This is a genomic window from Cohnella thermotolerans DSM 17683 (assembly GCF_000429825.1).
Taxonomy (GTDB): domain Bacteria; phylum Bacillota; class Bacilli; order Paenibacillales; family Paenibacillaceae; genus Cohnella; species Cohnella thermotolerans.
In genome coordinates this window covers 312,106-326,886 of record NZ_AUCP01000001.1, presented here as the reverse complement: position 1 = coordinate 326,886, position 14,781 = coordinate 312,106, and the positions used below count along the sequence as shown (strand labels likewise).

Genomic DNA, 14,781 nt, shown 5'->3' with positions numbered 1-14,781 from the left:
AACATGAAATCTTTGGACAACTACCGGGGACGGCGCGTCGTCGTCCTCGGGCTCGCAAGAAGCGGCGTCGCCGCCGCCAAGCTCTTCCATGGAATCGGGGCGGACGTCATCGCCAACGACCGCAAACCGAGGGAGCAATGTCCCGAAGCCGAGGAACTCGAGGCTTTGGGCATTTCTGTTGTATGCGGGAGCCATCCGGACGATCTGGTGACGCCGGATACGGCATTGCTCGTCAAAAATCCCGGCATTCCGTACGCCGCGGACCCGGTTCGCCGGGCGTCCGAGCTCGGCGTGGAGACGGTGACGGAGGTGGAGGTGGCGGGGCTCATCTCGAAGGCCCCGATTATCGGCATCACCGGCTCCAACGGCAAAACGACGACGACGACGTGGACCGGCGCGCTGCTGGAGGCCGCCGGATTAAAGCCGGTCGTCGCGGGCAATATCGGCCGTCCGCTGTGCGACGCGGCGCAGGAGGTCGCGGCCGACAACTGGCTTGTCGCCGAGCTGAGCAGCTTCCAGCTGAAGGGGACGAACGCGTTCCGTCCCCGCATCGCCTGCCTGCTCAATCTCGCGGAGACGCATCTGGATTATCACGGCACGATGGCGGATTATGTCGGCTCGAAGGCGAAGCTGTTCGCCAATCAGACGGCGGACGACACCGCCGTCTACAATGCGGACGATCCGGTGTGCGCCGAAGTCGTCCAAGGCGCAGCGGCCCGCAAGCTCCCGTTCTCGCTGACGCAGCGGCTGGAGACGGGCGTGGCCGTGGAGCCGCCCTTCCCGCCGGCGAAGCCGGGCGAGAGTGTCCCGGAGACGGCCGGGCCGGAGCGGTGGATCGTCTACCGCCCCGGAGACGGCTCCGAGCGGCGCATCGTCCCGGTGGACCGGGTCGGCATTCCCGGCCGCCACAACGCGGCGAACGCGCTCGCGGCGGTCGCCGTCGCGCTGGCCGCCGGCGCGGAGCCGGACGCGCTGCGGGAGCCGCTTACGAGCTTCCGCGGCGTCGAGCACCGGCTCGAATTCGTCGGCGAATTCCACGGCGTTCGCTATTTTAACGACTCGAAAGCGACCAATCCGACGGCGACCGCCATGTCGGTCGCCTCGCTGCCGTCCCCGCTCATTCTGATCGCGGGCGGGCTCGACCGGGGCTCCGATTATATGGAGCTGCTGCCCGTGTTCCGGGACCGGCTCAAAGGGGTTGTCGCGCTCGGAGAGACGAGAGAGAAGATTCGGAAGGTGGCGGAGGCGGCCGGTTTAACGGCGGTGAAAATCGTCGAACCTGTGGGTGATGCCGCCGATACGCTGCGCCTCGCCGTCCGGGAAGCCGCCGCGCTCGCACAGCCGGGAGACACCGTGCTCCTGTCGCCCGCCTGCGCGAGCTGGGACATGTTCCCGTCCTATGAAGTTCGAGGCCGCATTTTTAAGGAATCGGCGCATACGTTGTAAGAAGGGGGCTCGTCCCCACTTCTTCGTACACGTGAGGTGTCCGGTACCATGGTCAAATCCCGTTCCGCTCCCGACATCTGGATGATCGCGGCCACGCTCGGCATTCTGGCCATCGGCGTGGTCATGGTGTACAGCGCCAGCGCCGTCGCGGCCTTCCACGATTACGGCGACAAGTTTTATTACGTCAAGCGCCAGCTGCTGTTCGCCGCGATCGGAGTGGCCGCCATGTTCGCGACGATGAACGTCGACTACTCCCGCTTGCGCAAATGGGCGCTGCCGGGTTTGATCATTTGCTTCGCGCTGCTCGTCGTCGTGCTCATTCCCGGCATCGGGGTCGTGCGCGGCGGCGCCAGAAGCTGGCTCGGCATCGGAAGCCTGGGCATCCAGCCGTCCGAATTCATGAAGCTCGCGATGATTCTCTATCTCGCCCGGCTGCTGTCCGAGCGCCAGAATCTGATGACTTCGTTCACCCGCGGCCTGCTCCCGCCGCTCGCCGTTCTCGGCACCGCGTTCGGGCTCATCATGCTCCAGCCGGACCTCGGCACGGGAGCGGTCATGATCGGTGCCGCGCTGCTCGTCATTTACGTTGCGGGCGCGAGGCTGTCGCATCTCGGCGGTCTCGGCCTGCTCGGCGTGGCCGGACTGGTCGGCCTGATCGCCGCCGCCCCTTACCGGCTTCAGCGGATCACGGCGTTCCTCGATCCGTGGCAAGACCCCCGAGGCGCGGGCTATCAGGCCATTCAGTCGCTGTACGCCATCGGGCCGGGCGGGCTCGTCGGCCTCGGCCTCGGCATGAGCCGGCAGAAATACAATTATTTGCCCGAGCCCCAGACGGACTTTATTTTCTCCATTCTCGCGGAGGAATTGGGCTTTATCGGCGGATCGCTGCTGCTGCTGCTGTTCCTGCTCTTGATCTGGCGGGGAATCCGCACCGCCATTACGATCTCCGACCCGTTCGGCAGCTTTCTCGCCGCGGGCATCGTCGGCATCATCGCCACCCAGGTGCTCATCAACATCGGCGTCGTCATCGGACTGCTGCCGGTGACGGGCATTACGCTGCCGCTCGTCAGCTACGGTGGCTCTTCGCTGACGCTGCTGCTGACGGCGCTCGGCATTTTGCTTAATCTATCCCGTTATACGAGGTGACTGGAATGCGTCTAGTGTTGACCGGCGGAGGCACCGGCGGCCACATTTACCCCGCGCTTGCGATCGGCCGCGAAGCGGCAGAGCATGAGCCGGATAGCGAATTGCTGTACATCGGCACGGCCAAAGGGCTCGAGAGCCGCATCGTTCCGCCTACGGACTTGCCGTTCGAGAGCATCGACATCTCCGGCTTCCGCCGGTCGCTGTCCATGGAGAACGTCCGGACGATCGTCCGGTTCCTGCAAGGGGTTCGCCGCTCCAAGGAGCTGCTTCGCCGGTTCAAGCCGGACATCGTGGTCGGCACGGGCGGGTACGTATGCGGCCCCGTCGTGTACGCGGCCTCGCGGCTCGGCATTCCGACGCTTATTCACGAGCAGAACGTCGTGCCCGGTTTGACGAATAAATTTTTAAGCCGGTACGCGAGCGCGGTGGCGGTCAGCTTCGCCGACTCCCTGCCGCACTTCTCGCGCCACCGCAACGTGAAGCACACGGGCAATCCGGTCGCTTCCGCGGTGGCGAAAGCCGACAAGGCCAAAGGCTTCGCCTCGCTGGGCCTTGCGCCGGGCACCCCGTTCGTGCTCGCCGTCGGCGGCAGCCGGGGCGCGCAAGCCGTCAACGAAGCGATCTCGGCGATGCTGCCGGGGCTCGCGGACCTGGACGGCATCCACTTTGTTTTCGTGACCGGTGAACGGTACTTCGAACAGACACAGACGCGGCTGGCCGAGCTGCCGGCCGCCGTCAAGCCGCGCGTTCACACGCTTCCTTACGTGCACAACATGCCGGAGGTGCTGGCGGCGGCTTCGCTCGTCGTCAGCCGGGCGGGGGCTTCCTCCCTGGCCGAGATTACGTCGCTCGGCGTTCCGGCCATCCTGATTCCGTCGCCGAACGTGACGAACAATCATCAGCAGCCGAACGCGGAGAGCCTGGCGGCCGCCGGAGCCGCGGAGATGATTCTGGAGAAGGATTTGAACGGCGAGTCGCTGCTTTCCGCCGTGACGAAGATCGTGCGGGATCCGGCGAAGCGCGAACGGATGGCGCGGGTGTCGCGAAGCCTCGGCATGCCGGGGGCGGCGGCCGCCATTTACGAACAGATGCTTCAAGCGATGAAGCGCAAATAAAGCTGCACAAAGAAGGGCACGGCTTGGCTGCTGGGCGTTTGTCACCTCGCCGTCAGCTTCGACATAAGATACAGCGTGATCGTGATAGTCGAGCTTGCGCGAGCGGCGAACGGAGCAGCGAAGCCGAACCAATTCAGGGGCAAGGGGGAACATTTATGCAACAGCTGGTCGCGGAACTGGAACAAGCCCGAGTCGGCCGCGTGAGCTTGAACGAACCGCTCGCCGGACATACGACTTGGAAAATCGGCGGACCCGCGGACATCTTCCTCGTTCCCGATTCCCAAGAACAATTGGCCGCGGCGATTCGCGTCCTGCACCGGCACGGCGTTCCTTGGACGGTGCTCGGCCGGGGCTCCAACACGCTCGTCTCCGACAAGGGCGTCCGGGGGGCCGTCGTCAAACTGGGCGCGGGCTTTGATTTCGCGCAGTTCGACGGCAGCGCCGTCCGGGCGGGCGCTTCCTTTTCCTTCGTCAAGCTGTCGGTCGTGGCCGGCAAGGAAGGGCTCTCCGGACTGGAATTCGCGGGAGGAATTCCGGGTACGGTGGGGGGAGCCGTCTATATGAACGCCGGAGCGCACGGCTCGGACGTGTCACGCATCTTCAAGTCGGCCGACATCGTCTGGGAGGACGGAACGCTGGAAACGTACGGAAAGGATGAGATGGCCTTCGATTATCGCCGCTCCGTTCTGCAGGATCGCCGCGGCATCGTGACAGAAGCGACGTTCCAGCTGCGGAAAGGCGACCGCAAGGAGATCGCCGCCGCGATGGCTTCCTACAAAGATCGCCGCAGGCGCACGCAGCCTCTGCAGATGGCATGCGCGGGCAGTGTGTTCCGCAACCCGCCGAACGATCATGCCGCCCGGCTGATCGAAGCCGCCGGTCTCAAGGGCGCCCGCGAAGGCGGCGCCGAAGTCTCCCTTCTGCACGCCAACTTTATCGTAAACCATGGCGATGCCAAGGCCGAGGACGTCCTCACCCTCATTCGCCGGATTCAGAGCACCGTGGAAGACCGATTCGGAATTCGATTGGTGCCGGAGGTTCTCCTGATGGGTGAGCGGTAATCCGGAGGTGAAACCCTTGGACAAACTGGTGATTGAAGGCGGCAAGCCGCTTTCGGGCACCATACGCATCCACGGAGCCAAAAACGCCGCTCTGCCGATTCTCGCCGCCAGCGTGCTTGCGGGAGAACCGGTGACGATTCGCAACGTTCCTCGACTGTTGGATATCGAAGTGATGCTTCATATTTTGCAAGATTTGGGCTGCAAGACTTTGCACGAAGGCGACCGGGTGACGGTCGACAGCTCCACCGCTTCCTCCTCGCACGTGCCGGAAAGCCTGATGCGCCTGATGCGGTCGTCGGTGTTCCTGATGGGTCCGCTGCTGGCTCGCTTCGGGGAAGTCGAGGTGTACCAGCCGGGAGGCTGCGCCATCGGGGAGCGGAAAATCGATCTGCACCTGCGCGGGCTGCAAGCGCTCGGCGCCGACATTCGCGAGACCGGCAGCCGGATTGTGTGCAAGGCCAAACGGCTCGTCGGCGCGGAGATTATCCTCGATTTTCCGAGCGTCGGCGCGACGGAGAACATTATGCTGGCGGCCGTCCTCGCCAAAGGCCGGACGACGATCGTCGGTGCGGCGCGGGAGCCGGAAATCCAGGATTTGCAGCGGTTTCTTAACGAGCTGGGCGGCCAGGTCAAGGGAGCGGGAACGGATACCGTCACCATCGACGGGGTGTCTTCCTTGTCCGGCTGCGATTTCGAGATCATTCCCGACCGCATCGTGACGGGCACGGTCATGGTGGCCGCCGCCGCGACGAAAGGCAACGTGACGCTCGAGGGAACGCAGCCCGGCCATCTGACCTCGCTGATTCACGTGCTGCGGCGCGCGGGTGTTCACATCGAAGTAGAGAATGCTATAATGAGAATCGGCGCCGCAGGCCGTCCGCGCGCGGTCGATCGGGTCGTCACGTCGCCGTACCCGGCGTTTCCGACGGATCTGCAGGCGCAGCTCATGATTTTGCTTGCCTTGGCCGACGGGGTCAGCATCGTGAAGGAGACGGTGTTCGAAGGGCGGTTCAAGCACGTCGACGAATTGAGCCGCATGGGGGCCGATATCCGGCTCGACCTGAACACTGCGTTCATCCGCGGCGTTCCCCAGCTTTACGGCACGACGGTCGAAGCGACCGACCTTCGGGCCGGAGCCGCGCTCGTCATCGCGGGATTGGCCGCCCAAGGCCGGACCGTGGTGGAGCACGTTCATCATATCGACCGGGGTTACGACCGGATCGAGAACATGTTCGGACGATTGGGCGGGGAAATCGTTCGCCAACCGTTCGAGCGGATTGCGGCAGGCTCGCATCGATAATTCATCCCCCGCTGAAGCGGAACGATCCTTTGGTGGGGTCTTTTTTTACCGCGCAAGCGGACAAGCGTCTTCGGAAGAACCGGCCCGCGAAAGGAGGAGCACGGCATGGCCGAACGGATACCCGCGCTCAAGCGGGAAGTTGTAGAGAAGCGGCGGCCGGTCGGCAAGCTGCTCGGCATCGTGATCTCGTTATTCGTCATCGCGCTGGTCGTCCTGTTTTTCCGCTCTTCGCTGTCGCGGATCACCGATATCGAAGTGACGGGGCTCAAGCATGTGAAGAAAGCGGAGGTCGAGCAAGCGCTCGGCGTTCGGACGGGGGATTCTTACTTCCGGGGCAGTCCGGCAGCGCTCGAGCGCAAGGTCAAGTCGCTTGGAGCGGTCAAGTCCGTCAAGGTGACCAAGACGTTCCCGGGGAAGCTCACGGTCGCCGTCGAGGAATATCCCGAAGTCGCCGTGGAACTGGACGGATCCGGCCAATCGTCGGTCGTACTGGCGAACGGCCTGTCCGTCCCCCTGGACGCAGGGGAGGCGCTGCCGGACATGCCGGTTCTGACGGGCTGGAGCGCGAACGATCCGAATCGCGCGGCTTTGTGCGCTGCGCTCGGCGGTTTGCGGCCTGCGCTGCTTGGCGACTTTTCCCAAATTGCGCCCGACGCTTCGAAGGCTTACCCGGATCGGATCAAACTGTATACGCGGTCCAAATTCGAAGTCGTCACGACGATCGGCCTTCTGCCCGAGAAGGCGAATATATTAAGCGAGATCGTAGAGAATCGGGAGCCCGGAAAGGTCGTTCTGCTGGAAGCGGACACTTATATGCCTTATTCGGCACAAAGTGCGCTCCAAAACTCCGCGGAAGCCGATAATAATAAGGAAAAGGGCTCTACTCAATAGCCCGAAACAATGCTAGAATTTCAAATATCGGCTGCACGATCATCCCTGCTGAGGGATTTGAGAAATAAGAATGAGAAACATGAAAATTTTTGTTGAAAAAAGAGGGAAAACCTCGGAGATGTTGAATATGTAGAGGAAGCATCCCATTTCGCAGCTATTTTCAACGATCAATTGGAGGTGCCACCGGTTGAGCAGCAACGACCTCATCGTCAGCCTGGACATCGGCACGTCGAAAGTCCGGGTGATTATCGGGGAAATCAGCAACGGGGCCATTAACATCATTGGCGTCGGTTCCGCGGATTCCGAGGGCATCCGCAAAGGCGCCATTGTCGATATTGACCAGACCGTTCAATCGATCCGAAACGCCGTCGACCACGCCGAACGCATGGTGGGGATTACGATCGGCGAAGTATATGTCGGCATCGCCGGCAACCATATCGCTTTGCAGAGCAACCACGGCGTCGTCGCCGTGTCGAACGAAGACAGGGAGATCGGGGAAGAAGACATCGAACGGGTGCTCCAGGCGGCCAAAGTCGTCGCGCTCCCGCCGGAGCGGGAAATTATCGGCTTGCTGCCCAAGCAGTTCCTCGTCGACGGCTTGGCCGGCATTCAGGATCCTCGCGGCATGATCGGCGTGCGTCTGGAAGTCGAGTGCACGATTATTACGGGAACCAAAGCGGCCGTACATAACTTGATGCGGTGCGTCGAGAAGGCGGGGTTGCGGATTGCCGGGATCGTTCTCATGTCTCTGGCGTCCGGCATGATGGCGCTCACGAAGGACGAGAAGATGATGGGAACGGTGCTTGCCGACATCGGCGCGGGGGCTACGACGCTCGCCATCTTCGAAGGCGGCAGCCTGGCCGCCGTGTCCACGCTTCCGATCGGCGGCGACTACGTGACGAGCGACATTTGCTACGGCCTCAAGACGCAGACCGAACATGCGGAGAAGATCAAGCTCAAGTACGGCTGCGCCCGTACGGAGGACGCCGCGGACGACCAGAAGTTCAAGGTGATGCGCGTCGGCAGCAACGTGGAGAAGGAATTTTCCCAATACGATCTGGCGGCCATCATCGAGCCCCGCATGCAGGAGATCTTCCAGATGATCCGCCAAGAAGTCAAGCGGCTCGGTTATTTGGACAAGCTCAACGGGTACGTCCTGACGGGCGGATCGGTGTCTATGCCCAGTGTGCTCCCCCTCGCGCAAAGCGAATTGGAATCGAGCGTTCGGATTGCGGTGCCGGACTTTATCGGCGTTCGCGATCCTTCGTTCAGCAGCGGCGTCGGCATGATTCAATACGTCACGAAATACGTCCGCACCCGAGGACCGGCTGCTCCCAAGCGTCAGGCGAAGAGCAAACCGGCGGCGGGGGCCGCTACGAAGCCCGGAATATTGGAATGGGTCAAGAACATGTTCAAAGAATTCATATGAGCCGCCGCTGAGAAGAGATTCAGATAGCGATGCGAGGAGGAATTTGGAATTATGTTGGAGTTTGATTTTGAAATGGAGCCGCTCGCAAAAATTAAAGTCATTGGCGTCGGTGGCGGCGGCAGCAACGCGGTCAACCGAATGATCGAGAACGGCGTCAAGGGCGTCGAGTTTATTACGGTGAACACGGACGCCCAGGCGCTTCACTTAACGAAGTCGGAACAGAAGCTGCAGATCGGGGACAAGCTGACCCGCGGCCTCGGCGCCGGAGCCAATCCGGAAGTCGGGAAGAAGGCGGCGGAAGAGTCCCGCGAAGCCATCATGAACTCGCTGCGCGGCTCCGACATGATTTTCGTCACCGCCGGCATGGGCGGAGGCACCGGAACCGGCGCGGCTCCGGTCATCGCCGAGCTGGCCAAGGAAGCCGGAGCGCTGACGGTCGGCGTCGTCACGCGCCCGTTCACCTTCGAGGGCCGCAAGCGGTCCACGCAGGCGGAACAAGGCATTGAAGCGCTCAAGGAGAAAGTCGACACGCTGATCGTCATTCCGAACGACCGGCTGCTGGAGATCGTCGACAAGAAGACGCCGATGATGGAAGCGTTCCGCGAAGCGGACAACGTGCTCAAGCAAGCCGTGCAAGGCATCTCCGACCTGATCGCGGTTCCCGGACTCATCAACCTCGACTTCGCCGACGTGAAGACGATCATGACCGAGCGCGGCTCGGCGCTGATGGGCATCGGGGTCGCTTCCGGCGAGAACCGCGCCATGGAAGCGGCGAAGAAAGCGATCATGAGCCCGCTGCTGGAGACGTCGATCGAAGGCGCGCGCGGCATTATTATGAATATTACCGGGGGCTCCAACCTCTCGCTGTTCGAAGTGAACGAGGCCGCCGAGATCGTCATCGCCGCTTCCGACCCGGAAGTGAACATGATTTTCGGCGCCAGCATCGACGACAGCATGAAGGACGAGATCAAAGTGACGGTCATTGCGACCGGCTTCGAGAACAAGGTGCAAAGCCGCGGCCGCATTCAGACGACGCCTCAGCACCAGCATCAACATCCGCAGCCGCCGGAGCCGCACGATACGCGTTCCGCGAACTCCGGCAGCAACCTGCGGCCGTTCGGCAGCAACAACCTGCCCAGCGACCAGTTGGACATCCCGGCATTCCTGCGCAACCGTCCCCGCGGCGACCGCTAAACCTTCCGCTCCTCCGCATAGCTACTCATCCGGCCTTGCTCCGATCGTCTCGGAGCAAGGCTTCTTTGCTTTTGAAGCGAATCCCCTCCGAGCTCCCGATTTTTATCCAGATCGCGGAGAAGATCGAAAACGACATTATCGACGGGACGTTGCCCGAAGAGACGCAGGTGCCGTCGACGAACCAATTTGCGGCCTTCTATCAGATCAATCCGGCGACGGCGGCGAAGGGCGTCAACCAGCTAGTGGATCAAGGCATTCTGTACAAGAAGAGAGGGATCGGCATGTTCGTCAAGGAAGGCTCTCGCGCCGTACTGATCGAGAAGCGCAAGGAACAATTTTACGATCAGTACGCCTTGTCGATGCTCCGGGAAGCGGAGAAGCTCGGGATTACGAAGGACGAATTGGCGAATATGATTCGAAGAGGGGAGAACGGCCGATGAACGCGATTGTGGAAGTGAACCGGCTTCGCAAAACGGAGACCGACCGGCTGCGCGGCATGGCTTATACCGTGACGGGGCCGGCGGCGAAAGTCGACGCGTTCGTTCGGGGCAAGCGGGAGCTTCACCGCGAACCGTTCGGCGGTTCGGTGTCCGCCGTCGTCATGGGCGCCGAGACCGGAGCCCGGCGCGACCGCGAGGAGGCCGAACGGGCGGGACTGGAATTTGCGACGGCGTCGCTGCGGCAGTTGATCGTTTATTTGACGAAAGACGGGATTTCGACGGCAAAGGCAGGGGATCGCGCATGAACCGGATTGAAGGCGTCGTACGCATGCATCTGCGGGACAAAACGTTTTGGATGATTGTGCCCTGGTCCATTCTCCTCTTTTCTTTTCTCGTAAATTTGATTATCGGCGTGCTCATCGCGAGCAGATGGGCTTTTCCAGCGGCGGTTTGGGAAGCATCTTCATCTACCTCTTCGTATGCGGCGTGCTGACGATCTCGCAAACGTTCCCGTTTGCGCTAGGGCTCCAGTGTGCGAAGGAAGAATTTCTTCCTCGGAACGACCGTTGCCGGCGCCGTGTTGAGCGCGATTTATGCGTTTTTGCTGAGTCTGCTGTCCGTTGCGGAGAAGGCTACGGGCGGCTGGGGCGTTAAACTGGACTATTTCCGGATTCCGTGGCTTAGCGACGTCCGGGTTGCGGATGGGTCTGGATGATGTTCGTTCTATTTCTGAACTTGTTCTTTCTCGGCCTCGTCTTCGCCGCTTGGCACCGAAGATTCGGACGCGCCTCGCTGTTCGCCCTGTTGGCGATTGTGATTACGCTCCTTGGCGTCGGCGCCGTGCTCTGCACGTATTTCGGACGCCGGGACGATCTGTTCGGGTGGCTCAGGCCGCTCTCCCGGGGCTGTCTCCGAAGGTCGACTTCGACCGTTTGGAGGCGGCCCCTTTCCTGTTGCGGCGGGTGTGCGCCAATGTGTCTCAATCGTTGAGCCGCTTTGACCGTTGTGGCCGGGAACACGTTAAAGAGTCTCAGCATTTGAGTCACTTTGGCGGTTTCGGCCGAGAATGCGGCGAAGAGTGTCAGCAGTTGAGTCACTTTAGCCATTTCGGACGCCCATACGCCGATGTGTTTCAGTATCTGAATCTCTTTCGTCGCTTCCGCAGAGATTGCGCCGATGCGTCCCACAATTTCAGCCTCGTTCAGCCTGATGACCGGGAACACGCCGAAGAGTCTCGCTAATAGGAGCCTCCTTACGCCAGCCTGGCCCAGCACACGCCATGCGCGGCGGGGACGAGAACGGCGTCGATGTCGAACGCAGCGGCGCGATCGAGAAGCGGCCGAACGAGATCGGGCCGGAGACGCCCGAGAAGACGGAAGCGGCATCCGACGTTCGGGAAGGGACGCGAACGTCCCGCAATAAGCCGACAAAAAAACAAACGGAAGGGCGGCAGGATTAGACAGACACCGGAGATGAATCGGATTATACTGGGTTCATCCATCCCGGCCTCGACCAAACGGCGTTCCGGGCGAAGAAGGATGGCGAATCCGGATGACCGTGTATGTGGATTTGGTGTTTCTCACGAACCTGGCCATTGACGGGACGGTTCTGCTTACGACCGCCAAAGCTCGCAAACTTCGGCCCAAACGGCGCCGCATCGCCCTCTCCGCGGGGTTGGGCGCCGTTTATGCCGCCGCGATGTTCCTGGCGGACGTCCCTTACCTGTACAGCTTCGGCGCGAAAGTGCTCGTCTCGCTCGTTATGGTGCTGTGCGCATTCGGCTACGGAGGACCGCTCAGGCTGCTGCGTCTGTTCGCCACGTTCTATCTGGTCAACTTCGCCACGCTGGGCGGCGTTCTCGGCTTCTCCTTCCTGCTGCGGCAATCCGGCACGCCGTGGGGGGGCATGACGTTCACCCCGGACGGAGGATTGCTGCTGGACTGGCATATGCAGCTCGGCCTGTTCGCGGCGTCGTTCGCCCTTTCGGTCTGGCTGTTCCGGGGCGCGTCGGCCAGCGCCGAACGAACCGGACGGCTGGAGGCGCTGATCGTGGACGTGACGGTCTCGGTGGGCGGAGAGAAGCGGGAATGCCGGGGGCTGGTGGATACGGGCAACCGGCTGTACGATCCGCTGACGCGAATTCCGGTCATGATGATGGAAGCGTCGCTGTGGAAGGATCGTCTGCCTTCCGGCTGGGCCGAGAGGCTCCGCGACGAGCCGGCCGACCGGCTCGTCGCGGAGTTGGACGCCGCGTCGGAGGAAGGCTGCGCCTGGGGTGACCGGCTGAGGCTCGTTCCCTATCGCAGCGTGAACGGGAATACCCGTCTGCTGCTGGCGTTCAAGCCCGATTCCGTCGCCGTCGCCCGCAGCGGCTCTCCGGCCCGCGATTATAAACGGGTGTTGATCGGAATGGACGGAGGCACGCTGTCTCCGGACGGATCGTACCGCGCCATCGTGCATCCCGATCTGGGAATGGCGTTCGACGCGGAACCGGTCCCATCCCAGCCTGCATGACAGGAGGTTGAAGAAGTGCTCGTAAAATTAAGGCTGATCTCCCAACTGACGCTCTATCGCCTGTTGTTCCGGTTAGGATGGAAGAGCGAGGAAGTGTACTACATCGGGGGGAGCGAGGCGCTTCCGCCTCCGCTGACCCGCGAGGAAGAGGAATACTTGCTGGAGCGCCTCTCGACGGGCGATGCCGCCATCCGCGCCATGCTGATCGAGCGCAATCTTCGCCTCGTCGTCTATATCGCCCGCAAGTTCGAGAACACCGGCATCCATATCGAAGATCTGGTGTCCATCGGGACGATCGGGCTGATCAAAGCGGTGAACACGTTCGACCCGGAGAAAAAGATCAAGCTGGCCACGTACGCCTCGCGCTGCATCGAGAACGAAATTTTGATGTACCTACGCCGCAACAGCAAGACGCGGACCGAAGTCAGCTTCGACGAGCCGCTGAACATCGACTGGGACGGCAACGAGCTGCTGCTGTCGGACGTGCTCGGCACGGAGAACGATACGATCTACCGCAACATCGAGGAGCAGGTGGACCGCAAGCTGCTGCACAAGGCGCTCGACAAGCTGAGCGAGCGGGAGCGGACGATCATGGAGCTCCGGTTCGGCCTCGCCGACGGGGAGGAGAAGACGCAGAAGGACGTCGCCGACCTGCTCGGCATCTCGCAATCGTACATTTCCCGGCTGGAAAAACGGATTATCAAACGGCTGCGGAAGGAATTCAACAAAATGGTTTGATCGAATAAAAACCCCTTCCCCGGAGATACTTTACATTAACGCTGCTCCCCGGGAGGAATTCACCTTGACCCGCAACAAAGTGGAGATTTGTGGAGTCGACACCTCAAAGCTGCCCGTCCTCACCAACGCCGAAATGAGGGAACTGTTTCTCGCTCTGCAAACCCGAGGGGAACTCGAAGCCCGGGAGAAATTGGTCAACGGCAATTTGCGTCTTGTGCTGAGCGTCATCCAGCGGTTCAACAACCGCGGGGAATTCGTGGACGACCTGTTCCAGGTCGGCTGCATCGGACTGATGAAGGCCATCGACAATTTCGATCTCGGCCAGAACGTACGCTTCTCGACGTATGCCGTGCCCATGATTATCGGGGAAATTCGCCGCTACTTGCGCGACAACAATCCGATCCGCGTCTCCCGGAGTCTCAGGGATATCGCCTACAAAGCGCTGCAGGTGCGCGACCAATTGACGAACCAGCATTCCCGCGAGCCGACGATTCTGGAAATTTCCGAGGCGCTGGGCGTGCCCAAGGAGGACATCGTCTTCGCGCTCGACGCCATTCAAGATCCCGTCTCGCTGTTCGAGCCGATCTACCATGACGGGGGCGACCCGATCTACGTCATGGACCAGATCAGCGACGAACGCAACAAGGACATCCAATGGATCGAGGAGATCGCGCTCCGGGAAGCGATGCGCAAGTTGAACGAACGCGAGAAAATGATTTTGTCGATGCGTTTCTTCGAAGGGAAGACGCAGATGGAAGTGGCCGACGAGATCGGCATCTCGCAGGCGCAGGTGTCCCGGCTCGAGAAGTCGGCCATTCAGCAAATGCAGAAGCACGTCAAAATCTGAATCCGAACCGAAGGAAGCGGGCCGCGCGCCCGCCTTTTCTTTTTGTTAGGAGATACCGGGGGCTCCCCCAAAAGGAATCGGAATACGCTGCAACGCATCACGTCACTTTTGGGGGATTTGATATCGGGGCTCCCCCAAAAGGAATCGGAATACGCTGCAACGCATCACGTCACTTTTGGGGGATTTGATATCGGGGCTCCCCCAAAAGGAATCGGAATACGCTGCAACGCATCACGTCACTTTTGGGGGATAAAATGAAGTCCTTTCCGACCGGCAGGCTCATATACTGTACGAGAAGCGATTCGGACGCGCCGAGAAAGCGGGGGAGGCGGCTCATGAAAATTTCCGATTTCCAGACGAAGGACGTCATTAATATCGTGGATGGGAAAAAGCTTGGCCAGGTCAGCGATTTGGAGCTCGATCTGCGCCAGGGTCGGATCGATTCGATCGTTGTGCCGACGGTCAGCCGGTTTTTCGGCATGTTCGGCGGCGGCAACGACGTCGTCATTCCCTGGCGCAACATCGTCAAAATCGGAGCCGACGTCGTGCTCGTGCGGCTGGATGACGCCAAAGCGTACCGCACCGAAGAGTCGGAAGGGGGCGGGAGGTAACGTCCGGCGCCTTCCTTTCCTTTTCGCGAAGCGGCCGCTGTGTTACACT

Annotated in this window: 15 protein-coding genes; all 15 read left to right on the top strand. The window is 61.4% G+C overall.

Features of this window, described 5'->3' with window-relative positions; translation table 11 throughout:
* The first annotated feature begins 3 nt into the window (after nt 1-3).
* Nucleotides 4-1,446 carry a UDP-N-acetylmuramoyl-L-alanine--D-glutamate ligase gene (gene murD / locus G485_RS0101600; RefSeq protein ID WP_027091075.1) on the top strand — a complete coding sequence of 481 codons (1,443 nt, stop codon included), beginning with the start codon at nt 4-6 and terminating at the stop codon, nt 1,444-1,446.
* Between the two features lie 48 nt (nt 1,447-1,494).
* Entirely contained in the window at nt 1,495-2,592 is a 1,098-nt protein-coding gene (gene spoVE, locus G485_RS0101595) for a stage V sporulation protein E (RefSeq protein WP_027091074.1), read from the top strand.
* Nucleotides 2,593-2,597: 5 nt separating this feature from the next.
* Nucleotides 2,598-3,707, top strand: coding sequence for an undecaprenyldiphospho-muramoylpentapeptide beta-N-acetylglucosaminyltransferase (murG, locus tag G485_RS0101590; protein WP_027091073.1), 1,110 nt, complete (start codon nt 2,598-2,600; stop codon nt 3,705-3,707).
* Nucleotides 3,708-3,862: 155 nt separating this feature from the next.
* A complete protein-coding gene (gene murB, locus G485_RS0101585) occupies nt 3,863-4,768 on the top strand; it encodes a UDP-N-acetylmuramate dehydrogenase (RefSeq protein WP_027091072.1) in 906 nt (301 codons plus the stop codon).
* A gap of 16 nt (nt 4,769-4,784) precedes the next feature.
* Nucleotides 4,785-6,068: a UDP-N-acetylglucosamine 1-carboxyvinyltransferase gene (gene murA, locus G485_RS0101580; RefSeq protein WP_027091071.1), complete on the top strand. Its 1,284-nt coding sequence runs from the start codon at nt 4,785-4,787 to the stop codon at nt 6,066-6,068.
* Nucleotides 6,069-6,173: 105 nt separating this feature from the next.
* Nucleotides 6,174-6,959, top strand: coding sequence for a cell division protein FtsQ/DivIB (locus tag G485_RS0101575; RefSeq protein WP_027091070.1), 786 nt, complete (start codon nt 6,174-6,176; stop codon nt 6,957-6,959).
* Nucleotides 6,960-7,146: 187 nt separating this feature from the next.
* Nucleotides 7,147-8,388, top strand: a complete 1,242-nt coding sequence (ftsA, locus tag G485_RS0101570; protein WP_027091069.1) for a cell division protein FtsA — start codon at nt 7,147-7,149, stop codon at nt 8,386-8,388.
* A 51-nt stretch (nt 8,389-8,439) separates the two neighbouring features.
* Nucleotides 8,440-9,582, top strand: a complete 1,143-nt coding sequence (gene ftsZ, locus G485_RS0101565) for a cell division protein FtsZ (protein ID WP_027091068.1) — start codon at nt 8,440-8,442, stop codon at nt 9,580-9,582.
* Between the two features lie 65 nt (nt 9,583-9,647).
* Nucleotides 9,648-10,022 (top strand): GntR family transcriptional regulator, encoded by a 375-nt coding sequence (locus tag G485_RS0101560; protein WP_027091067.1) that lies wholly within the window; start codon nt 9,648-9,650, stop codon nt 10,020-10,022.
* A complete protein-coding gene (locus G485_RS0101555) occupies nt 10,019-10,327 on the top strand; it encodes a hypothetical protein (RefSeq protein ID WP_027091066.1) in 309 nt (102 codons plus the stop codon). Before G485_RS0101560 ends, G485_RS0101555 begins: the two co-directional genes overlap by 4 nt.
* 974 nt (nt 10,328-11,301) lie before the next feature.
* The gene (locus G485_RS0101540; RefSeq protein WP_027091063.1) at nt 11,302-11,481 is read left to right on the top strand and encodes a hypothetical protein; all 180 of its coding nucleotides are present in this window, start codon (nt 11,302-11,304) and stop codon (nt 11,479-11,481) included.
* 92 nt (nt 11,482-11,573) lie between these two features.
* Nucleotides 11,574-12,536, top strand: a complete 963-nt coding sequence (locus G485_RS24735; RefSeq protein WP_035154330.1) for a sigma-E processing peptidase SpoIIGA — start codon at nt 11,574-11,576, stop codon at nt 12,534-12,536.
* Between the two features lie 15 nt (nt 12,537-12,551).
* The gene (sigE, locus tag G485_RS0101530; protein WP_027091062.1) at nt 12,552-13,274 is read left to right on the top strand and encodes an RNA polymerase sporulation sigma factor SigE; all 723 of its coding nucleotides are present in this window, start codon (nt 12,552-12,554) and stop codon (nt 13,272-13,274) included.
* A 64-nt stretch (nt 13,275-13,338) separates the two neighbouring features.
* Complete coding sequence (gene sigG / locus G485_RS0101525; RefSeq protein ID WP_027091061.1) at nt 13,339-14,121, top strand: RNA polymerase sporulation sigma factor SigG; 783 nt, start codon at nt 13,339-13,341, stop codon at nt 14,119-14,121.
* Nucleotides 14,122-14,456: 335 nt separating this feature from the next.
* Nucleotides 14,457-14,732 carry a YlmC/YmxH family sporulation protein gene (locus G485_RS0101520; RefSeq protein ID WP_027091060.1) on the top strand — a complete coding sequence of 92 codons (276 nt, stop codon included), beginning with the start codon at nt 14,457-14,459 and terminating at the stop codon, nt 14,730-14,732.
* Nucleotides 14,733-14,781 lie beyond the last annotated feature (49 nt).